We start from the raw sequence: 22266 nt of genomic DNA on the forward strand, positions 1-22266 counted from the left end.
AAGCCTTTCGAGGCTTTAATTTCTAAGTTTTGGCTATAAATTTTAGTTACTGTTAGAAAATAAAGGCTCAAAGCTTGACTCAATCAAAGTTTCAGAATCTTGCTTCGATTATTGTTTTCCGAGAGTGACAGAACAGGGCTAATACTTCAACGGCAGTATTGGGACGATAAATAAAAACTTGGCGTTGTTTTCTGTCAATTAACCACCCAAGTTGTGTCCCATTATCTATATACTCTTGCATTTTGTCTTGCAATATTCGCAAGTTATCACTTTCAGAACGCAATTCAATCACAAACTCAGGGCAAATCGGTGCAAATTTTTTTCGCAGTTCTGATGGTATCGCTTCCCAGCGCGTGCGTTTTATCCACGCTGCATCTGGAGACCTAACAGCACTATTAGGTAAATTAAATCCACCACTAGAACCAAATCCAACACCTGTACCATCTTGCTTTGTCCAAATACCCAACTGGACGATAACATCGAAGTTACGTTGGTCAGTTTCAGAACCAGTAGGGGGCATAATGACTAATTCTCCAGCAGCATTTCGTTCGATGCGAAAATCACGGTTTAACTGACAAAATTCGTAAAACTGGTCATCGGTCATAGCGATCGCAGGTTGCAATTGCAAGACCATTGGTACAATTTCTGTGACTACAGGTAAGTTGGTGGTCATAATTGCTTTTAGAAAACTTCGCCTGTATTCACGATATCTCTTGGTGAAAATTTCAGGAAAGTCATTAATTTTAAATTCCCTCACAAACACTTTTGAGCAGATGCCGTAACCAAAGATTTGCCTGATCCCGATCTGTGAGTTTACTCCAAAGCATGGAAATCATCCACGGTTCAGTTTGCAGAGGAAGTTCAAAAATTTCTAATGTGTCTTGACAAGCAAACGATGTCGCCAGTCGTGATGGAATGGCAGTAATTAGGTCACTTGATGAAATGACTGCTGGCAGTATTAGCAAGTGGGGAGTCGTTAGCACAACTCGCCGCTGGAGATTGTATTGAGCAAGCACCTTGTCCAGTTCTCCAACTTCATCCCGTCGGAGAGTAAAAAGAGCATGAGGAAGCTGAGCAAAGGTTTCCGGTGCGATCGCCTGCTGAGAAATCACAGGATGTCCCTGCCGACAGATGCCTACAAAGTGTTCTGGAAATAATGGAATCTGTATTGTTTGTCTCGGCGGTTCTTGGAAGACACCCAAGGCTAAGTCTATCTCTCGCTGCTCTAACAGTTTTCCAACACAGTCTTTATCAAAGCCAATCAATCTAAAATCAATGCCTGGTGCTGTCTGACGGCAAACTTCCAAAAGCTTGGGCATAACGACGTAGCTGGTATAGTCTGAACTACCAATTGCGAAGGTACGTTTAGAAGTAGCGGGGTCAAAGGTTTGGCTGGTTTCTAGCGTCTGTCGAATTTGCTGTAAGGCAATTGAGATACTAGGAGCAATTTCCATCGCTTTTGCCGTAGGCTGCATTTCTCTACCGATACGGATAAATAACTCATCTTGAAATAGCGATCGCAACCTGCCAAGTGCAGCACTCATAGCTGGTTGTCCTAAATACAGCCGTTGGGCTGCGGCTGTGACACTCCGTTCTTCAAAAAGCGCTTCAAAGGCCACGAGAAGGTTCAAATCAACGGAGGACAAATTTATTAATGACATCAATTAAACATATTACTACAATCAATTTGATTAATTTATAGCACTTCAGTAAAGTAAAATTGAAAGCAGTTTGAAGGTCATAAAAATGACGACTCAACAAAAGATTGCTGTGGTTACAGGCAGCAATCGAGGGCTAGGATATGCAATTTCCCGGAAATTGTCTCAAATCGGTATCCGCGTAATTCTGACGAGTCGCAATCAAACAGATGGTCTTGCTGCTAAGCAGCAGCTTGCTGATGAAGGGCTTGATGTTGACTATCATCTGCTGGATGTCACTAGTGATGGAAATGTGCAGCAGTTTACCGAATGGCTGCGTGAAACCTATGGCAAAGTAGATATTCTGGTGAACAATGCAGGCGTAAATCCTACGCCTAAGTCTGAGGAGTCCAGCTTATTGACTGTGCAACTGGAAACGATGCGATCCACCTTTGAAACTAACATTCTGGCAGTACTCAGAATATCTCAAGCATTAATTCCGTTGATGAAAGCGCAAAACTACGGCCGCATCGTCAATATCTCAACAGAAATGGCATCTCTCACGTCAATTCCCAGCGATTACTACCCTTTAGCACCTTCTTATCGACTGTCGAAGCTGGGAGTAAATGGACTAACAGTCCTTCTTGGCAAGGAACTCCAAGGTACTAATATTCTCGTAAATGCTTATTCTCCAGGTTGGATGAAGACAGACATGGGGGGTGAAAATGCTCCATTTACGGCAGAAGAAGGAGCGGAAACTGCTGTATACTTGGCGACATTGACCGATGGGGGAGCGCAAGGAAAGTTTTTTGCAGAGATGAGAAAATTTGGTGGGCCCGTTCAATTACAGTGGTAGGTCAATTATGGAAAATTCAGCAGGTTTACCCCCGATTTACGCGGATACGGCGATTGATTTAGCACCTGCTAAAATTATTGCCTCGTTCCCCGTCAATACCTTCCTAGAAAATTTGGCGATCGCTCCAGATGGCACAATCTTTGTCACAAACCATGAAATCGGCAAGATTGTTCGCATTACCCCAGATGGCAATCAGCAGATTCATGCCACAGTTGAGGGTAAAGTGAGTGGTCTTGCCTTCACTGACAACGGCGGTTTGGTGGCAACAGGATGGAATGCTGATTCTGTACCAGTGGTTTCTCTTGTTGCCAATGATGGTACAGTAGAAACTTTGTTGACACTGCCAGATGCGATATTTCTCAATGGCATCACTCCTCTTTCTGGTAGTCAGTATTTGACAGCAGATTCCTATCGGGGTGCAATTTGGCTAATTGATGTTGCCCAACGCCGTGGATCGATTTGGTTAGAACATGCTTTGCTGTCTCGTAGCAGTGCTGAAAGTGTATTTCCTGCTGCAAATGGGTTGAAGCGTTTTGGCAACCTACTCTACGTCTCAAATACCGAAAAAATGTTGCTGTTGCGGATTCCTATGAACACCGCAAATGAACCAGGTGAGCCGGAAATCTTTGTTGAGCAGACCAATATTGATGACTTCACGTTTGATGTGGAAGGTAATCTTTACGGAGCTACACACATTTACAACAGTGTAGTACGGATAACACCAGATGGCAGTACAACTATTATTGCTCAAGCCGAACAAGGGGTAATTGGTAGTACAGCAGTGGCTTTTGGTCAAACAGGAAGCGATCGCACTGCAATTTATGTCGTCACTAACGGGGGAATGTTTTTACCTCCTCCTACAGGTGTTGTTCCTGCTAACGTTGTTCGACTTGAAGTCGGGAAAGTTGGATATCCCTTGGGTTGAGCATGACTCAACATACTGCGGTTACGAAAACTTACATTTATTCACCTGATATGGAACAAGAAGATCAATTTGTAACCGTGGTCATTACACAACTTGTCAAACCGGGATGTGAGACTGCTTACGAGGCTTGGTTGAAGGATATTACCAGTGTCGCCAGAACCTATTTTGGTCATTTAGGCACAAATGTAATTCGTCCCCAACCCAGTGTACGACCTGAATATGCGCTTATTTTCAGGTTTAACAGCTATGAAAATTTAAAGGCATGGATGACATCGCGCGATCGCGAGTACTGGCTAACTCAAGCCAGACCTTTGGTCGAATCTGACCCTCAAGTTCAACAACTCAGTGGATTAGAAGCTTGGTTTTCTCTTCCCGGTCAACCATTGAAAACTCCACCGCGCTATAAAACAGCATTACTAACTTGGGCAGTTGTATATGTGTTAATTAATTTGTTGAATACGTTTTTAAGACCGCTGCTTAGCAGTTTACCTCCGTTGATTGCTTCGTTAATCGTCACCATTATTATGGTTGTACTGTTGACCTACGTTATTATGCCTAGAATTAACCGTTTGTTTAGCTCTTGGCTGTATCCCAAATCGCCAAGAGTGTAGCGATTGAAATTATTTAAAACTATCTATAATTTTAGGGGCGATCGCGAAATCACCCCTTTATTCCCCTCATATATAGAATTTACTTGCAGCGCTCTTATTAGGAAGTAATTTACTCTGCAATATTGATTAAACTTTCAACCTCAGAAGTAGCCAATGTTGGTGCTGTAAAAATACGCGAGTACAAACTTGATGGTTGCTGGTGAGCAACAACTGGTAGAACTTGGCGAGCATGAGCTGCTAATTCCACTGTTTTGACATCATAAGTCTGCGTTGCCAATTTGGGATAGAAACCGATACCGATGATTGGCAGCAGCAAACAAGCAGTAATAAACAACTCGCGGGGTTTAACATCTGGTATTACAGCATCTAGGTGTAACTCTTCACTTTGCTTGCCGTAAAATACTTGGCGGAGCATCGATAGTAAGTAAATTGGAGTTAAAATCACGCCAACCGCTGACAACAGGACAACTACAACTTTAAAGCTAGAACTATAAACATCACTGGTGGCAATCCCAAGAAACACCATCAACTCACCAACAAAGCCACTCATTCCTGGTAAAGCAAGAGAAGCCATTGAACCAGCGGTAAACAGAGCAAAGGTTTTGGGCATCACCTTGGCGATACCGCCCATTTTATCCATCATCAGGGTGTGGGTGCGATCGTAAGTTACGCCAGATAAGAAGAATAAGCTAGCGGCAATTAAACCGTGGGAAACCATTTGCAGGACTGCACCGCTAATACCAAGTTCTGTATAAGAAGCAATACCAATTAATACAAACCCCATATGGGCAATTGAAGAATAAGCCAAGCGTCGCTTGAGATTAGTTTGAGCAAAGGCACAGCAAGCACCGTAGACTATGTTAACTACACCCAAGATTGCCAGCACTGGCGCAAAGTAAACATGGGCATTAGGCAACATTTCAACATTGAAGCGGATGAGAGCATAACCACCCATTTTCAATAACACGCCAGCTAAAATCATCGAACCAGGTGCTGATGCTTCACCATGGGCATCAGGTAGCCAAGTGTGCAGAGGGAAAATTGGCAACTTCACGCCGAAGGCAATCAAGAAACCTGCATAAACCAAAAGTTCCAAAGCGTGGGAGTATTGCTTCATTCCCAGAGTTGCCATGTCGAAGGTGACAGTATCTCCAGAGAATGCCATTGCAAAACCCGCAACCAAGATAAATATTGATGCTGCGGCTGTGTAAATAATGAATTTAGTAGCTGCATAGCGGCGCTTCGGCCCTCCCCAGATGGAAATCAGCAGGTAAACGGGTACTAACTCGATTTCCCACATTAGGAAGAACAACAGCAAATCTTGAGCGACAAATACGCCTAACTGGGCGCTGTACATTGCCAGCATCAGACCATAAAACAATCGCGGCTTGTTGGTAACTTTCCAAGCCGCGAAGATTGCGAGGGTATTAATTAAGCCTGTTAGAAGCACCAGGGGCATCGATAAACCATCAACCCCTACAGACCAATTCAAGCCCAACTGCGGTATCCAAGAATATTTTTCTACAAGTTGCAGCGTTGAATTTTGGAAGTCGTAGCTATGCCAAAAGGCATAAATCATTAATGCAAAGTCTGTAAAAGCTACTCCCAAACCATACCAGCGGACTATTTTGCCTTCTTTATCTGGGATTAGGGGGATGGCTAGGGCAGCCATCAAGGGCAAGAGAATTATAGCTGTTAGCCAAGGAAATTCAGTAGGAATCATCACTTATGACAATCATTTTTCATTTTTACTTTTAATTACATTATATTAAGGAGTTCATACTTTTGTAAACGCGATCTATCTCTAAAAGCTGAAAATTTAAATATTGATTAGGCATAAATGCTCAGCAAATGTCAAAAATTGAGTAATTTTAGGAATAAATACTCATTAAATTTTAGTGTATTACTATTGTAAATGTAAACTTATGCAAAGCAAACAAAAAACGGTAGCTTACACCACCGTCATAAGTTGTAATTTTGCTTCGCTATGAAGGCATAACTGTATTAAGAACTTTAAGCTAAACCGTTAAACGATGCGATTGACAATTGTCCAGACTTCCCCATCCGATCGCACGTGAGGAACTGATATTGTCTTGAATCCAGTGATAAAAGGCTTGTAATACACTTGCCAATAGATAGGACTGAGACGATCGGCACAAGCTTTGAGTAGGCGAATTTCTGTGGCTAGTTCTGCTGCCAGTTGATTAATGCGTTGGGCGTGAACCTCAGCCACTTTTTTGGCTTCCTCTAGCTGTTGCTGTTGGGTAAGCTGTTTTGATTCAATTTGCCAACGCCCTAGTTCAGCTTGTTTCTGCTGTAACTGCACTTCTAGCGCCGCGATCGCATCTTCAATGCCTTTAAGTTCAACAGCTAATTGCGGATTTTCCCTGGCGTGGCGGCGGTAAGCTTCAACTATGGCCAGAGGTGAATCATCCTCGCTAGGTATCACATTATTAATAGTGAGGGTAGAGCGTTCTTGCTGAAGAACTTGAATTTGAGACTTCAGCGCTGTTATTTCTGCATGAATTTGGTCTATCATTCCGGTTTATCCTTCGTGAAAGCTGCTTGCGCCTTGGGTATCAACAGAAAGCGATCGCACAGTGGCTGTAATTCCTGCTTCTTGCCAAGCTGCTGCCATTGCCATTTCTGTTGCTTTTGAGTTTCCAGGATCTGCTAAAGCTAACAATGTCGGCCCAGCACCACTAATCACCATGCCATAAGCACCAGCAGCAATTGTCGCCGCATTGACAGCATCGTAACCAGGAATTAGAGCTTTACGATAAGGCTGATGCAACCTATCTTGTAAAGCCGTCCTTAACCATTCTCCCTTGCCAGTTTCCAAACCGCGCAATAATAAGCCCAGATGCGCCGTATTAAAAATTGCATCGGCACGACTCACCTCAGTTGGCAGCACCCGTCGCGCCTCCTTAGTGGAAAGTTCAAAATCAGGAATTGCCACCACTGGCACAATATCCCCATGCCAGGGAATATCACAAATCTCCCAACCTGTTTCACTGGTAGCAGCAAGACGACATCCCCCCAGTAAAGCTGGAACTACATTATCAGGATGTCCTTCCATAGCGATCGCTAATTCCATCACTTGCAGCTGAGACAGAGTAGCACCCGCTAGTTGATTAGCACCAACTAAGCCACCGACAATTGCCGTCGCCGAACTACCCAAACCCCTCGCCAGTGGTACACCCAACTGAATCTCAATTTTCACTGACGGCGGCGTTTGCTCTATATATTGATATAACTGCACAAATGCCTGATAGAGCAAATTACTCTCATCAGTTTGCACTCGTTCAGCTTCTGCGCCTGCGACATGAATAATTAACCCGCCTTCTTGCAGACGAGTGAACTTGAACTCGTTGTACAGCGTTAAAGCTGCGCCAATGCAATCAAAACCAGGCCCCAAATTAGCAGTTGTGGCGGGAACGGTAACAGTAACACCGGAAACAACAGACATCTGCAAATACTCTACTAACCAATCAACCAGCATCCCATGTTAACGATTAATTTGTTCATGAAGGTTGCCAATTATTTGTGAGTCATAGTTAATCAACAATTGAAGTATTTACTTTATTCTTAATAATTTTTTCATATTTAATTTAAATATTATTAAAAATACTGTTAAGATAAACATATATAACTAATTTTTATATTAAAAAAATTGAATATGGATTATTTACAACGTTGGGAGGAATATGCTCCTGAAGCATACGATGCTATTCGCTGTAATGCTGATGATGTGTTAGAAATTGCACAGAACACAGGTTGGGCAGAGTTTCGCATAAAACGAATCAAAGACCATCTATTCTATCGTCAGCACCAGTTAGATGATAGATTGGGTCGCTTTGACCCCGATCCAGATATAGCTGATGCTTGGATTAAGTTACAGCAAGGTAATTTTAATCAGGAAGATTTACGCTTACTTGAACATGAATACTTCGAGTCGCGCTTTGAGGGTATTTTTCACACTGATTACCGTACTGCTCATGAAGCAACTGAAGGTTCTGGCCGCGTGTGGAGTCCACCAACAACATAAAAATGTATATCAAATGAGTTACAAATGAAGTAAACAACACTTATAGACAGCTTTATGCGTTATGGCTTTTTACATATTGATTCTAAAAGACAAGGAGGATGAAAAGGGTGTTACTTACCGCTTCGGGCCAAATGAAGATCGTTTAGGATCTTTGTGGCTAGATAAATCTAGTGGAGAAGTTAAGGAACTTCAACAAACACCTGCTGACAACTCGCAGAGATTTTTCCAAGGGGCGGCAGTAAAAGTTCGGCAACACTGGAAAAAAGGATTGTTTCCTGAAAAAACATGCTGGGCATCCTGATAATGATTTGGTATTGATAGCCTGCCCATAGTGATAGGCTATCAATACTCTGCTCTTTCTCAAAAAGATACTTAGAAGTTCTCGAAGCTTGCGTTGGCGCAGCCCGTCGCAGGCATCGCACCCTTCATCTTATCCAATACCTCATCCACAGATATAGCGCCCAACTCACCAGAAGCACGGGTACGGATACTCAAAGTATTGGTTTCCACTTCCTTAGCTCCAATAACTGCCATTACTGGTATTTTATCTTTCTCTGCATTGCGGATGAGTTTACCCAAGCGATCGCTTTATTTATGAAACAAAATTTTGCTACTAAAGGGCAAAAAACCTAATTTGCTCCAAAATAAAGTAAATCATGTTATTTGCTGTGTCTTAGGACAATAAGGCACAAAACTATGAATAAATTCTTTTCAACTCTAACCCTAACAACAGGTATAGCTTTAAGCATCGCACTGACGAGAATAACTCCCGCTCAAGCTGTGACATTTGACTTTGGCTGGAATGGTAATGGGGGTTATTCGGCTAAAGGTTCATTTAGTTATGACGAGAACACAGCCCCAGCAATTTTTGCAGAAAATAATGGGCTTGGGGCAACTAATATTTTACAGTCACTCAATGTTTCTTTCTTTGACCCTCGAAATAATCTTATCGCCGCTTACGACAATGTTGTAGATGGTATCTCAACTGGTCAATATTTCAAATTCAACTTCAACACAACCACGCAAGAAATCTTTGGATCTATAGATTTAGGAGGTGAAGTGGCAGGCGATACTTATTTATCAGGTACAGTTAATACCAATTTGTCACTCTATCAAGTTCCTCAATCTGGTTCTGATTTAGTAATAGATAGTAGTTCAGGATTTATTGCTATTAAAACAGTACCCGAACCTAATTCTATTTTGAGTCTTGTGGTCTTGAGTGCGGTAGGAATCATGTTCCGAATCAAGTGACAACTAAAGCACTAATATCAAAAAAATTTGTAGGGTGAGCTAATATTTCCGCACTCTACGGGTCTACGCATATACGCACTATCCCACAGATAAAAGCAAAATCAGTTATGAATTATCAGGGTAAAATCCTCTGGCTCACTGGGTTAAGTGGGGCGGGTAAAACAACGATCGCTAAAGGTGTCGCTCAAGAACTGCGATCGCGGGGTTGCTTAGTAGAATTGCTTGATGGTGATGTTGTTCGCACCCATTTATCTCAGGGACTTGGATTTAGTAAGGAAGACCGAGATATAAATGTCCGTCGGATTGGTTTTGTTGCAGACTTGCTCAGTCGCAATGGAGTAATAGCGATCGCAGCAGTAATTAGCCCCTATCGAGAAATTCGAGAAAAACTAAAACAGACAACTACCAACTTTGTAGAAATTTACGTTCAGGCTCCGTTGGCAGTTTGTAAAAGCCGCGATGTTAAGGGACTTTATGCTAAAGCTAGGGCAGGGGAAATCCAAAATTTCACTGGCATCTCTGACCCATACGAAGAGCCTCTAAATCCAGAGGTTATTTGTTCTACCAATCAATTCACTATCCAACAATGCGTTCAGCAAGTAGTTAGCTACTTAGAGTCCCAAGACTACATTCCAGTCTGCCCTTCCAAAGTTGAAATGTTAACTGTTGAACGCCAGTCGCTACCCTACGGGAACGCTAAGAGCGAACAAGTTGGGAAACCCGCTTACAGCGCTGGCTCCTGTTGATTATCAACAAATTTAAGTATGTAATTTTGTAGGATGGGCATTGCCCACCCTACTTTTTACTAGAAGTTCTCGAACTTAGCGATCGCATCCTTCATCTTATTCAATACCTCATCCACAGATACAGCACCCAACTCCCCAGAGGCGCGGGTACGAATACTCAAGGTGTTGGTTTCCACTTCCTTGGCTCCCACTACTGCCATCACAGGTATTTTATCTTTCTCTGCATTGCGGATGAGTTTACCCAAGCGATCGCCACTAGTATCGACCTCTGCACGGATACCCAAATCTCTCATCTTCACTGCTACATCTTTTGTAAAGTCTAGCTGTGCTTCACCCACTGGCAGCAATCTGGCTTGGATTGGTGCTAACCATAACGGAAAATCGCCCGCATACTCTTCAATCAAGATGCCAATCAGTCGTTCTAAGGAACCAAAAGGCGCACGGTGAATCATTACTGGGCGTTTGCGAGAACCATCCTCAGCAACATATTCTAATTCAAAGCGTTCTGGCAAGTTGTAATCTACTTGCACGGTTCCTAGTTGCCACTCCCGTTCCAGGGCATCGCTGAAAATAAAGTCGAGTTTGGGACCATAAAACGCCGCTTCCCCAATTCCCTCAAAATGTTCCATTCCCAATTGTTCCACCGCCCGACGAATCGCACCTTGGGCTTTTTCCCAAGCTTCATCAGAACCGATGTATTTATCACTAGTCGGATCGCGGAAACTCAGTCTAGCTTTAAAGTTCTTCAGTTGCAGTTTATTAAACACCGACAAAATCAAATCCACAACATTGAGGAATTCGCTGTCTAGCTGTTCTGGAGTGACGAAGAGGTGAGAATCATCCACAGTAAAACCGCGCACCCGTGTTAAACCGCCCAATTCCCCCGATTGTTCGTAGCGATAAACAGTGCCAAATTCTGCCAAGCGCATTGGTAGTTCCCGATAGGAACGCAACTCACTTTTATATATTTGGATGTGGAAAGGGCAATTCATCGGCTTGAGGACAAAGCCTTGTTCTATGGCAGCAGCTTCCTCATCCTCTGCCATGAGGGGGAACATATCTTCTTTGTATTTTTGCCAGTGTCCAGAAGTTTTAAATAAATCTACTCTGGCAATGTGGGGCGTTACCACAGGTAAATAACCCCGTTTCAGTTGTTCCTGCTTGAGGAAGTCTTCTAAAAGACTCCGCAACAGAGTACCTTTTGGTGTCCACAGGGGTAAACCCGGTCCCACTTGCTCGGAAAATATAAATAATCCTAGTTCTTTACCTAGTTTACGGTGATCTCGCCGCAGCGCTTCTTCTTTGCGTCGCTTATACTCAGCAAGTTGTTCGGGACTTTCCCAAGCAGTGGCATAAATGCGTTGCAACTGGGCTTTGGTTTCATCTCCACGCCAATAAGCACCAGCAACACTTTCTAATTCAATTGCTTTAGGGTTTAATTCACTAGTATTTTCGATATGCGGTCCAGCACACAAATCCCACCATTCATTCCCTAGGTGGTAAATGGTAATTGGTTCTTCTTTAATGTCTGCTAGGATTTCTAGCTTATAAGGTTCTTTAATTTCCCGAATCCGACGTTCGGCTTCTTCTCGGCTAACTTCTTCCCGAATTACTGGCAATTTGCGATTGATAATCTTTACCATCTCTTTCTGGATGGCTTTTAGATCCTTATCACTAAATGGTTCTGGATTGTCAAAGTCATAATAAAATCCATTTTCAATCCAAGGACCGATGGTAACTTGCGCCTTAGGAAACAGCTTTTGTACTGCCATCGCCATTACATGGGAAGCGGTATGGCGAATCTTTTTTAACTTCTCTGATTCGCTGGTACGCGGTAAATACATTTTTTCAGGTTGTTGTGACTGATTGGTAGCTTGATTAGGCGACATCGACTGCTGAACCATTAGCGAAGTGATTGCAAAAGTAATTTATCAGTTGGCGTTCTGAAAAATCTACCCAAATCTAGCAGGGCGTTACGATCTGTGGACTTCTTCAACTATAACGACTTTCATTCCTGCCAATTGAGCTTTCTATTTTAACTGTTGAATTTATATGTGGTGGATGAGGGACACCAACTTTATCTTCTTCTAAGAGGCTTTTTGCGTCCCCCTTCGGGTGACGCTCTCTACGAGACGCTGCGCGAACGCAAGCTCGCTAACGGAAGTTTGGACTCGACGGGAACCGGAGCCACTCCGGTCTTGGGGGTTTCACGCCACTTTCTACCCTGCGGGAAGGCGTTCCGCCTACAACGGGGGAACCTCCTTCGGGTGATGTTCGCAGGCTTGCTAACGCTGCGCTAACACAGTCGCCTGCGGAGGGAAACCCTCCTGGCAACTTCTCTCCGCAGCGCTGATTCACCGCAACGGAGTGGCTCCCCAATTGTAGAAAGTGGCATCCAAGACTCCAACTTCCTCACCGCGTTTTTTCATTGAAGTATATATAGATACTTTTGTAACGATTGTGACAGATTTTCTTAAAAATCTTTCCTACGAAAGAGCTAATAATAATATTAAGAATTGTAAATTACGTTAATATTGACTAAGAAAGTTAAATTATGCTTCTCATTTATGCGAGACTCAAACTTACCGGGGCCCGATCTGCTGAAAACGGTTTTAGAACCTCTGCTAGAAGATTTTCAGTATTGGTTTTCGCGATCGCGTAAATTTCTGGAAACAGAGCAACTCTCATTTATGAGTGAACAAGAGCAATCTGACTTGCTAGGACGAATTAAGCAAGCGCAACAAGAACTAAACATTGCGAAGATGCTGTTTACTGCGACTGATGCACAAGTTGGAATTGATATGGCAACATTAATGCCCTGGCATCAATTAGTACAAGAATGTTGGAGTGTGGCAATGCGCTTCCGTTCTCAGCAGGCGGATGGGCACGAGCAAGACAGTAAATAAGTTACGTTGATAGTACAAAATCCTTAACATTATTTTTATTAACAAATAATGTATCCTATGCTACCGTTATTTGAATAACGGTTGAAAGTTTTCCAATATAACATAAGGCTCGTTAAAAGTGCGTTAAATATTTGCGATCGCCGCAAGTAACAGAATCGGCGAATCAAAGCGTTACAGTATAAAGTTTTAAAATTTGCTGCCCTGGAGGAAAAACCGATGTTACATCTACTTTACATTCTTGCTTTTACAATTTTGGCGCTCATAGCTGTTGCTAACTTAATTCGTAACCTGATTATGTTCAGTTTTGATCGAGAGCGTCCTTATCCTGGCAAACCTTCATCAATGGGTAATCAGGGGAATTTTGGTTATTTCTCATCAAAAGGACAGTACATACCCCATCCAGAGTTGTTGGATAACGCAGGTAACTTAATTAAAGAACCTTTGTTAGTTATGCGTTCAATTAACGTCGAAGATGCCCGCCAACACTTAGATGCGCTTTATGAAGCTTCTCCAGGCCATAAAAGTGAAAATTCAGAGGAAGCATAAATAAAGTTAGGAGGGGCGCAAGGTCTTGCGCCCGTATAAATAGAGTGATGAGTTAAAAATTACGACCTTATTGATAGTGAAATTATTAGTCGCCATTGAACTGTTCCGTGATGCCATTAGGCGCTCAGTGAAAGCAGCTATTTAAAATTATTTATCAAAATAAAAATATTTTGGAAAGTTAAAAGTCAAAGTTGTGAGTCAGGAGTGGTAATTAATTACCCACTCCTTAATTTCTCTAAGCTTCGATAACCACTCTAAGGTTGCCACGTTTTTTCGCAACGCGGCAAGCAGTTGTACTACCAGAACGCTCAAATTCTAAATCGAGGATGGTAGGGCCGACTCGCAAATTGTGCAATGACAGACGATTAATTGACTCTGGCAAAGCGGGGTCAATAATTCGCAAGCAGTTATTTTGAGCGTCAGGCACTAAGTTGACGATCATTTGTAGTAATTGAAAAATACTGCCAGTAGCCCAAGCCTGAGGCGTACAAGCAACCGGATACTGTACGGGAGCGTTATCACCATTACGTTCGTACCCGCAAAACAACTCTGGGGGACGTTGATAAGGTTGTTGTTGGGTCATATCAAACAAGCCTTGGAAGAGCTCTAGGGCTTGGTCGATTAGACCTAGCGATCGCAACCCCATGGCAATGAGAGCATTATCGTGGGGCCAAACTGAACCAACATGATAGCCCATAGGATTATAAGCTGGTGATAAACTGCTTAAGGTACGAATGCCCCAACCATTAAACATATCTGGTGCCCGCAACCGCTCTGCGACACTATAAGCTTTTTCGGGGGTAAAAATGCCCAAATGGAGACAGTGCCCGGGATTGGATGTAATACTCTCGACTTGTTTGCCATTTCCATCCAAAGCCAAAGCACAGAAATCCTGGTCTTCAATCCAAAAATCTCGATTAAAACGCACCTTGAGATTTCTTGCTTCTTCTTGCCAGCGGTCGGATAAGTCGAGCCGTTTCTTCATCCTGGCAATTTCTGCCAGACGCATTTTCGCTGCATAAACGTAAGCTTGGACTTCACACAAAGCGATCGGGCCGTTAGCTAGTTCTCCCTTGCGGTCTACAATACAGTCACCAGAGTCTTTCCACCCCTGGTTATCCAAACCCCGTTTCGATTTTCGGTAATAAGTCAGATAGCCAGTTTGTTTGGTATTGCGATCGATCCACTCCATTGCTGCCAGAGCATTCGGCCAAAGTTGTTCTAGGGTTTCTCCATCGTGAGTCCAAGCGTAGTATTCAGCATACAGCATTAACCATAGGGGAGTGGCATCGACTGTACCGTAGTAGGGTGTATGAGGAATTTCTTGACAACGAGCCATTTCCCCTAAGCGCAACTCATGCAAAATCTTGCCTAGTTCTTCTTCGCGCCAGTCGTCTTCATTTTTGCCTTGGTATGCTGCCAGTAGCATCAAGGTTTCTTTGGCAATTTGCGAGTTTAACATCAGAGTTTGGGAAGCTGTAATCAACGAATCACGCCCAAACAAAGCCGAAAACCAAGGAACTCCGGCCGAAACAGTCTTATACTTGCCAAAAGATTGACGCAACAAATACATATCTTGCTCAGCCCGCTCAATCACTCGATTGAAGATGCTTTTATCTGAACTGATGCGTGTAATTTGTTGTACCCAATGTTGCTCTTCCATCAACTCAGCAGCTTTGGCTTGTCCGAGGGTAAATGCTGCGCTGACAGTGGAACTGGATGTGTTGTTAGTAAACATGTTCATCCGATAGCCTAGCTTTTGAGTTTCATGAGAAGCCAACTCTAAGCGCCAAACTGCTGTGTAACCTTTGAAATAGTCTGGTTGGCGATGTTGAAATTGAATACGTGATTCCATCACCAAGCCATCTAGACCTTGATAGGCTAATGTCAAGAATTCAGGTGGCTGAGTCTGCACAGGTGCAACACCATCAGGTGCAAAAAATGTTCCTTCTTCCGGTATCGGTTCGGCTAAGCGTAAAAGCCTACCCTGTTTGTCTCTGTCGTAACCCCGGACTTCAAATAAATCTACAAAATCTGCATCAAAGCTGAGAGTTAGTTCAAAGCTGACGGTAGTTGTGCTGTAGTTAGCTACTTCTATTTCTTCAAAGAGTGCGCCATTCAGCACAATTTCCCGACGAATCCCCACAGTTTCGGCTCTCAGACGTTCTTCTATTTTGGGATTGGTACACAAAACTGAGAGTGAAAAGCCTTTTTCAGCAGTACTACTGAGAAGTACAGGCGATCGCCCTTCGATTTGCAACTCCAGGCGGCTGAGAAAGCGCGTATCACAGCAAAACAGTCCCATACTTGGGTTGCCATCGTTGAGGGAACAGCCAGAAATGTTCCCCATTGTATCCGTTACCAAAAATAAATCATCATCTTTAGCTGTCAAAGTTGGTTGTGGTCTTTCACTCACAACACAAGGCCACTCTGGGATAGGTAATTGTTCTGCTGGGATAAAAGTTTTTCCGTCCAGGAAAATTCTTTCCGGGTTCGTCGGTGTATCCGGTGTCATTAGCCAAAGTTCCGTCTATGGGTCTATATTTTCGTAGTCGTATCAGCGGCAGTAGGGTCAGTAAGAACAAGATTGCGCTAGAAAACTCATTCGAGCTATTGAAGCTAAATTTATACTTACATACTGACTCGAAAATAGTGTTGTATTACCGTTCGCCCTTGGCGTCTCACGCCACTTGACGGCAGTTGCTACAACGGGGAGGCAGCTGCGTGGGCGGGTTTCCCACGCCACTTGCCACAACGGGGGGAACCCCCGCAAGGCAGTGGCTCGACTTGAGCGGACTGCCATGGGAACCCCCGCAACGCACTGCCTCCTCCACTTGGGGAGCCACCCCCGTGGGCGGGTCTCCCGACTTGAGGGGAGTGGCGTGAAATCCCAAGACCCTTACGGGTGACGCTCGAGGACTCGCTAACGCTGCGCTAACGGCAGTGGCTCCCCTTAGGAGAAGTTTACTTGGAAGAAGACCGACACCCTAACCTGAAAGCGTTCCTACAGGCTAGGGTGTACGCAGTTCATCAAGACTGTTGGCAAAAGGGTAGGCATACAATCTATATAACAAATCTTAATATAATTATGTTATTTAAAATTTCAAGTCAAGGCGGAAAACTGAGTATTCTCGCTTGATTCCTGAGTTACCGAACCTTCAGAAACATCATATCTGGAGAATCCGCAATTTTTTATGGATACTGGGTAGACGCTTTGCTGAGCAATTGTGTAAATTTTTTTATTAGTTTTTATATTTTATGACAGAGATTTATTTAAATTAATAGGCTGCTAATAATTGAGCAAAATACTTAATTAAGTTATGTAAAAGTAAATATAGGAGCAATAATTTTTTGATGGCACTTCAAGTCAAAACGCATTTAATTTGCATAAAAGCTCCTATTGTTTGTAGACTGTTGAGCGTCAACAGTCTACTCAAGTCCATCTTTAATTCTGGGTATCACACCTGATTCAGAGTCAATCAAGCACAATTTAGATTATGTGATGACATAAAAATTATTAATTGGTAATTCAAAGGTAACTTGTAGCATTATTTCAGATATGGCAAAGACAAGCTCATGTATTTGTGTATGGGATAATTAGGAATCATATCTGACTTTATTTATATAAACATTTTTGATTTTTACAATTGTACAAACTGCGATCGCAGTTGCTAAAAATTTAGTCTACTATTAAAAAATACTATAATATTCTAGGAGTTGAAAAACAAAGATGCCAGATTATCCGGCAATTACAAGTAGCTTTGTAATTGCATTCCCTGTGGCATAAATTTTGTGATAGACGAGTGTCCTTTGAATGTAGATTGGGCATACTCGCCTATTACTTGAAAAATTACGATGCCACTATATGATGGATAAAAACAAAAGCAGCTATGTCACGTCTGTGCCAGAGGCACACCAAGGAATGAAAAAGGACTGTATTGGTGCTATTGGTCTATTTTAAATCTAGATTTTTAAATTTGTCATAACAGCCATAAACGCTCCTCAGTCATAGTTTCTCCTTGCAAGTTTTTTATATACGCGACTGGCTATTTTTAATTTTTGTAAAGCGTTACTACTGGTCTAAGTAGAAGGCAGGAAGCAGAAGGGAAAGCCAGTTGATGACAGGGTTTGACAGGTTGGCATTTTACATTTAATTATGTCCACTTGACTTGAAAGTACTGAGTTCGTTATTTGTCCGTTTTCCCTTTTCCTGGCAAAGCCTTCCCCCTGCTTCACTGTTCCGCTAAAGTGTGATTCAGGATTCTTTACATATTGCAACTGTCTACTTCACTTGAGAGTCCGTTGTAATTTGTACAATGCATCTGTGACGTGGATCTTGTTCAAATTGTGGCTCTCTTTAAAGATATTCATGAGCATAGCGACTTCCGTGCTGAGTGAACTGCTACAGTCCATACCCTACCTGCGACCCCAGCTATACTTTAAGGCTTCATTAACGGCGCTCTCCCATGCAATGGAAGACCAGGTTTTGGCTGCGACTTTAGAACAGCCCCTAGTAATTGCTAGCTTCCAACGAGAGCGATACTATCGCCAAGAAGCTCATCGCTATCTGCGGCTAGCTCAGCGAAGTAATCAAATATACGTTTTGTCTGCACCAGAAACTGATTTCACCCACAGTTCAGAATCCTACGAAAAGATAGCTTTTGATCCAGAAGATGCCTTAAGTCATGAGTGGCATTTGGTGGTGATTGCTGACAATTATGCTACTTGCCTAGTTTGTCGAGAAAGCCTTGGTTCCATTGCCAAAAGTAAGCAAATACCAGAGTTCAGTCCTAGTCTAGATACGGACACATCCCGCAGGTTTGAGGGAATCTGGACATCGGAGAGGGGAGTCAGCGTCAAGGCAGCGGAGTTGCTATTAAATAGGATTTTGCTTTACAGACCAGACCTAGCAAAGAAAATTCTACAGGCGCGCCAGAGATTAGGCATAGGGGAAACCAGAATCTACTCCTCAGCCAACCAGATAACTGAATTCGCTTGTGATATTGACACTGACCCCTTTGTGCAACGCTTAGTAACTTACCTGCAAGCTAGTCAGTACAAATTGCATAAGGCTTACCGTTCAATCACTGCTCAAGCACGTAAAGAACGTTTAGTCAATTCTATTAGTACTGCCATTCGGCGATCGCTCGATCCGCACGAAGTGCTACAAATTGCAGCCCAAGAACTCGGACAACATTTAGGAGCTGGTCGTTGTCTGATTTACCGCGCTCAAGCCACAGATGCCAAAGCCATAATTGAACATGAGTTTTTAATGCCTAGTGTTTTACCTATTTGTGGACAAACCTGGGAGTTAGATAAAAACCCCTTATTTCAGGAAGTAGTACAAAAGGGCGAAGGTGTTTGTGTAGCCGATACGATGAATGACTCGCGTGTTACCAAGTCGGTAGCACTATCCTCGATCGCGAAAAAGTTTGCCATTCGTTCTTGGCTCATAGAACCAGTATTGTATCAAGGGCGATTGCTGGGCATCGTGGAATTGCACTATTGCAAAGAGCCACCGCATCAATGGCAACCAGGAGAGTTAGATTTAGTAGAAGCGATCGCTACCCAAATGGGAGCAGCTCTGATTCAAGCAGAAGCTTATGCTAACTTAGAAGACCTAAACCAACAGCTAGAAGCTCTTGACCGTACCCGCAGTAACCTCATAGCCATCACCGGACACGAACTTCGTACCCCTCTATCTACCATTCAAGTTTGTCTGGAAAGCCTCGCCAGCGAACCAGATATGCCCTTAGAGTTGCAGCAAGTCATGCTCAATACTGCGCTTTCTGACTCGGAACGGATGCGGAAACTAGTACAAGATTTCCTAACTCTTTCCAACCTCGAAAGTGGTCGAGTGGAGTGGCATCCAGAATCCCTCACTTTACAAGAGTGTATAGACTTAGCACTCAGCCGACTTCGCACGCGCCCCATTGTAGAACAGCCGCCCCAAATCAAAACTAAAATTTCCCAAAATCTGCCTTTGGTTAGGGCTGATGGTGATTGGCTAGTAGAAGTACTAGCAAAACTCATAGATAACGCTTGTAAATTTACACCGCCAGAAGGAGAAATCTCCATCAAAGCCAATCGTAACGGCAAGCAAATGGTCGAGGTGACAGTTGCTGACACTGGACGAGGCATCGAACCCAATCGTTTGGAAATAGTTTTTGACCGCTTTTATCAAGAAGAGGGAGCGCTGCGACGTACCACTGGCGGCACTGGTTTAGGTCTGGCAATTTGCCGTCAAATTGTCAACGGTTGGGGTGGTGAGATTTGGGCTGAGTCAACTGGCAAAGACCAAGGTAGCCAGTTTCATTTTACTGTTCCCATTGTTCAAAGCAGCCAAGAGGAAAAGCGGTTAAAAGTCAAGAGTAAATAGTTATTTAATCGTTACAAAAAACAAAGACTAACAACTGTTACAGTCTATGACGCGATCGCAATACGATCGTGATGACAGTGTTAGGATGCCCTAAAAACCTTGAGAGAATGCTTATGGCAGAACAACTTTCTGGAAAAACCCCGCTGTTTGCCGGCAGCACTGGTGGCTTGCTGACAAAAGCAAAAGTGGAAGAAAAGTACGCTATCACTTGGACTAGCCCCAAAGCGCAAGTGTTTGAATTGCCTACAGGTGGTGCTGCTACTATGCAGCAAGGTGAAAACTTGCTGTATCTGGCTCGTAAAGAACAAGGCATTGCTTTAGGTGGTCAACTCCGGAAATTCAAAATCACAGATTACAAAATTTACCGGATTCTTCCCAACGGCGAAACCACTTTCATTCACCCGGCTGATGGTGTCTTCCCAGAAAAGGTGAACGAAGGTCGTGAGAAAGTGCGTTATGTACCACGCAGCATCGGGCAAAATCCCAGTCCAGCACAACTTAAGTTTAGTGGTAAATATACCTATGACGCATAGGGACTAGGTACTGGGGACTGGGGACTGGGAATTAGAAACTGGAGACTAGGGACTGGGAAAGAGTTTTCCCAATACCTAATATCCAATACCTAACATCCAATCCTCAATCCCCAATACCCAATCTCCAATCTCCAATCCCCAATCCCTCATCCGTTTATGATCTTTCCTGATTTTTCCGATTTTTCCCAACTAGCTTTGCAAGGCAACTTTGTGCCAGTTTATCAGGAATGGGTTGCAGACCTAGATACGCCAGTGTCTGCCTGGTATAAAGTCTGTGCTGGTCAGCCTTATAGCTTTTTGTTAGAGTCGGTAGAAGGTGGAGAGAAATTAGGGCGTTATAGTTTAGTGGGTTGCGATCCGGTGTGGATTTTAGAAGCTAGGGGAAATCGCACAACCCAAACACACCGCGATGGTTCGCAGGTTGTCTTTGAAGGCGATCCCTTTACAGCTTTAGCCGAATGTCTGACACCTTATCACCCAGTCAAGTTACCAGAACTGCCACAAGGAATTGGCGGCTTGATGGGATTTTGGGGTTATGAATTAATTCATTGGATAGAGCCGCGTGTACCAATTCATGCCCCAGATGAGCGCAATATCCCTGATGGGTTGTGGATGCAGGTAGACCATTTATTAATATTCGATCAAGTAAAGCGGAAAATTTGGGCGATCGCTTATGCCGATCTGCGCGATCCGCAAGTAGATTTAGAAGTAGCGTATCAAAAAGCCTGCGATCGCGTCACTCGAATGGTCAGCAAGCTATCTTTGCCCCTGTCACCGCAAAAAACCATATTAGAGTGGACACCTCCAAGCACTAAGAAAGCAGCGGCAGCCGAGGAATATACAAGTAACTTCACCCGCCCAGAATTTTGCGCCAGCGTCCAAAAAGCAAAAGAATATATCAAAGCCGGCGATATCTTCCAAGTTGTCATTTCTCAGCGACTATCAACAGAATATACAGGCGACCCTTTCGCACTTTACCGTTCCCTACGCCAGATTAATCCTTCGCCTTACATGGCTTACTTTCACTTCCAAGATTGGCAAATCATCGGTTCTAGCCCGGAAGTGATGGTAAAAGCAGAACGAGATTCAGATGGTGAGATCGTAGCAACGGTACGCCCGATTGCTGGGACGCGTCCTCGCGGTAAAACAACCAAAGAAGATACAGCGTTGGCAGAAGATTTGCTCCAAGACCCCAAAGAAATTGCCGAACACGTGATGCTAGTTGACTTAGGACGAAATGATTTGGGGCGTGTTTGCCAAAGCGGTAGCGTGAAAGTCGATGAATTAATGGTAGTTGAGCGCTACTCCCATGTAATGCACATTGTTAGTAATGTTGTGGGTAAATTAGCACCGGAGAAAACAGCCTGGGATTTACTCAAAGCTTGCTTTCCAGCAGGTACAGTCAGTGGCGCACCTAAGATTCGGGCGATGGAAATTATCCACGAGTTAGAACCGAGTCGTCGGGGTGTATATTCTGGTGTTTATGGTTATTACGATTTTGAAGGGCAATTGAATAGTGCGATCGCAATTCGCACGATGGTATTACGCGATAATACGGTAAGCGTGCAAGCTGGTGCGGGTTTGGTGGCTGATTCCGACCCAGAAAAAGAATATGAAGAGACACTGAATAAAGCTAGAGGCTTGCTAGTGGCGATTCGTTGTTTGCGTTAAAAATTAAAATAAGTCCTGACAGCTGTAGTCAAGACTTCATTTATAGTGCAGTGCATCCATCCAAGTACTATGTCGAAACAGATTGCGATCGCTAACCACTTAAGCTAAGAAGAATTGTTAATTGATTATCATTAACCAACAAAACGGGTTCGATAAG

At 43.4% G+C, this 22266-nt stretch carries 20 protein-coding genes and 1 pseudogene; 12 read left to right on the forward strand and 9 right to left on the reverse strand.

The features are described from left to right. Nucleotides 1–91: 91 nt before the first annotated feature. The gene (locus RMY31_RS14500; RefSeq protein ID WP_322662519.1) at nucleotides 92–673 is read right to left on the reverse strand and encodes a Uma2 family endonuclease; all 582 of its coding nucleotides are present in this window, start codon (nucleotides 671–673) and stop codon (nucleotides 92–94) included. A gap of 70 nt (nucleotides 674–743) precedes the next feature. Beyond that, nucleotides 744–1661 (reverse strand): LysR family transcriptional regulator, encoded by a 918-nt coding sequence (locus RMY31_RS14505; RefSeq protein WP_322662522.1) that lies wholly within the window; start codon nucleotides 1659–1661, stop codon nucleotides 744–746. Nucleotides 1662–1746: 85 nt separating this feature from the next. On the opposite strand from RMY31_RS14505, the gene RMY31_RS14510 reads away from it, so the two are divergent. From RMY31_RS14510 to RMY31_RS14520, 3 genes are read left to right on the forward strand one after another with little or no spacing between them, the layout of a single operon-like run. Continuing rightward, on the forward strand, nucleotides 1747–2493 hold the full coding sequence (locus tag RMY31_RS14510; protein WP_322662525.1) for an SDR family oxidoreductase: 747 nt from the start codon (nucleotides 1747–1749) through the stop codon (nucleotides 2491–2493). 7 nt (nucleotides 2494–2500) lie between these two features. Then, complete coding sequence (locus tag RMY31_RS14515) at nucleotides 2501–3418, forward strand: gluconolactonase (protein ID WP_322662527.1); 918 nt, start codon at nucleotides 2501–2503, stop codon at nucleotides 3416–3418. Nucleotides 3419–3468: 50 nt separating this feature from the next. Next, nucleotides 3469–4029, forward strand: coding sequence for an antibiotic biosynthesis monooxygenase (locus tag RMY31_RS14520; RefSeq protein ID WP_322662559.1), 561 nt, complete (start codon nucleotides 3469–3471; stop codon nucleotides 4027–4029). Between the two features lie 109 nt (nucleotides 4030–4138). Here the strand turns inward: RMY31_RS14520 and RMY31_RS14525 are convergent, their stop codons facing one another. The 3 genes from RMY31_RS14525 to thrB form a co-directional block, all read right to left on the reverse strand. Beyond that, on the reverse strand, nucleotides 4139–5752 hold the full coding sequence (locus RMY31_RS14525; RefSeq protein ID WP_322662560.1) for an NAD(P)H-quinone oxidoreductase subunit 4: 1614 nt from the start codon (nucleotides 5750–5752) through the stop codon (nucleotides 4139–4141). A 303-nt stretch (nucleotides 5753–6055) separates the two neighbouring features. Next, complete coding sequence (locus RMY31_RS14530; RefSeq protein WP_322662529.1) at nucleotides 6056–6568, reverse strand: hypothetical protein; 513 nt, start codon at nucleotides 6566–6568, stop codon at nucleotides 6056–6058. Between the two features lie 6 nt (nucleotides 6569–6574). Further along, entirely contained in the window at nucleotides 6575–7498 is a 924-nt protein-coding gene (thrB, locus tag RMY31_RS14535; protein ID WP_322662531.1) for a homoserine kinase, read from the reverse strand. A gap of 210 nt (nucleotides 7499–7708) precedes the next feature. On the opposite strand from thrB, the gene RMY31_RS14540 reads away from it, so the two are divergent. Then, the gene (locus tag RMY31_RS14540) at nucleotides 7709–8077 is read left to right on the forward strand and encodes a hypothetical protein (RefSeq protein ID WP_322662533.1); all 369 of its coding nucleotides are present in this window, start codon (nucleotides 7709–7711) and stop codon (nucleotides 8075–8077) included. A 61-nt stretch (nucleotides 8078–8138) separates the two neighbouring features. Next, nucleotides 8139–8378 carry a hypothetical protein gene (locus RMY31_RS14545; RefSeq protein ID WP_322662535.1) on the forward strand — a complete coding sequence of 80 codons (240 nt, stop codon included), beginning with the start codon at nucleotides 8139–8141 and terminating at the stop codon, nucleotides 8376–8378. A gap of 71 nt (nucleotides 8379–8449) precedes the next feature. Here RMY31_RS14545 and RMY31_RS14550 read toward each other — a convergent pair. After that, nucleotides 8450–8662, reverse strand: a pseudogene (locus RMY31_RS14550) (His/Gly/Thr/Pro-type tRNA ligase C-terminal domain-containing protein); the annotation flags it as partial. Nucleotides 8663–8773: 111 nt separating this feature from the next. Here RMY31_RS14550 and RMY31_RS14555 point away from each other — a divergent pair. Both RMY31_RS14555 and cysC read left to right on the forward strand, forming a co-directional pair. Then, nucleotides 8774–9328 (forward strand): hypothetical protein, encoded by a 555-nt coding sequence (locus tag RMY31_RS14555; RefSeq protein ID WP_322662537.1) that lies wholly within the window; start codon nucleotides 8774–8776, stop codon nucleotides 9326–9328. Nucleotides 9329–9417: 89 nt separating this feature from the next. Further along, nucleotides 9418–10074 carry an adenylyl-sulfate kinase gene (cysC, locus tag RMY31_RS14560; RefSeq protein ID WP_409877957.1) on the forward strand — a complete coding sequence of 219 codons (657 nt, stop codon included), beginning with the start codon at nucleotides 9418–9420 and terminating at the stop codon, nucleotides 10072–10074. A gap of 59 nt (nucleotides 10075–10133) precedes the next feature. Here the strand turns inward: cysC and thrS are convergent, their stop codons facing one another. Together thrS and RMY31_RS14570 are read right to left on the reverse strand one after the other, a co-directional pair. Further along, nucleotides 10134–11978 carry a threonine--tRNA ligase gene (gene thrS / locus RMY31_RS14565; RefSeq protein ID WP_322662539.1) on the reverse strand — a complete coding sequence of 615 codons (1845 nt, stop codon included), beginning with the start codon at nucleotides 11976–11978 and terminating at the stop codon, nucleotides 10134–10136. Nucleotides 11979–12228: 250 nt separating this feature from the next. Next, nucleotides 12229–12432, reverse strand: a complete 204-nt coding sequence (locus RMY31_RS14570) for a hypothetical protein (RefSeq protein ID WP_409877951.1) — start codon at nucleotides 12430–12432, stop codon at nucleotides 12229–12231. Between the two features lie 209 nt (nucleotides 12433–12641). On the opposite strand from RMY31_RS14570, the gene RMY31_RS14575 reads away from it, so the two are divergent. After that, nucleotides 12642–12980 carry a DUF2605 domain-containing protein gene (locus RMY31_RS14575; RefSeq protein WP_322662541.1) on the forward strand — a complete coding sequence of 113 codons (339 nt, stop codon included), beginning with the start codon at nucleotides 12642–12644 and terminating at the stop codon, nucleotides 12978–12980. Nucleotides 12981–13196: 216 nt separating this feature from the next. Next, entirely contained in the window at nucleotides 13197–13526 is a 330-nt protein-coding gene (locus tag RMY31_RS14580) for a DUF2973 domain-containing protein (protein ID WP_322662543.1), read from the forward strand. 235 nt (nucleotides 13527–13761) lie between these two features. Here RMY31_RS14580 and RMY31_RS14585 read toward each other — a convergent pair whose 3' ends face one another. Beyond that, nucleotides 13762–16041, reverse strand: a complete 2280-nt coding sequence (locus RMY31_RS14585; protein WP_322662545.1) for an amylo-alpha-1,6-glucosidase — start codon at nucleotides 16039–16041, stop codon at nucleotides 13762–13764. 1854 nt (nucleotides 16042–17895) lie between these two features. On the opposite strand from RMY31_RS14585, the gene RMY31_RS14590 reads away from it, so the two are divergent. The 3 genes from RMY31_RS14590 to trpE all read left to right on the forward strand — a co-directional run bounded on the left by RMY31_RS14590 (nucleotide 17896) and on the right by trpE (nucleotide 22109). Then, nucleotides 17896–19905 carry a DICT sensory domain-containing protein gene (locus tag RMY31_RS14590; protein WP_322662547.1) on the forward strand — a complete coding sequence of 670 codons (2010 nt, stop codon included), beginning with the start codon at nucleotides 17896–17898 and terminating at the stop codon, nucleotides 19903–19905. 113 nt (nucleotides 19906–20018) lie between these two features. Then, a complete protein-coding gene (locus RMY31_RS14595; protein WP_322662549.1) occupies nucleotides 20019–20438 on the forward strand; it encodes a photosystem I reaction center subunit II PsaD in 420 nt (139 codons plus the stop codon). Between the two features lie 156 nt (nucleotides 20439–20594). Further along, on the forward strand, nucleotides 20595–22109 hold the full coding sequence (gene trpE, locus RMY31_RS14600) for an anthranilate synthase component I (protein WP_322662551.1): 1515 nt from the start codon (nucleotides 20595–20597) through the stop codon (nucleotides 22107–22109). The last annotated feature ends 157 nt before the right edge of the window (nucleotides 22110–22266 follow it).

The sequence above is a fragment of the Dendronalium sp. ChiSLP03b genome (assembly GCF_034531165.2).
Lineage (GTDB): Bacteria > Cyanobacteriota > Cyanobacteriia > Cyanobacteriales > Nostocaceae > Dendronalium > Dendronalium minutum.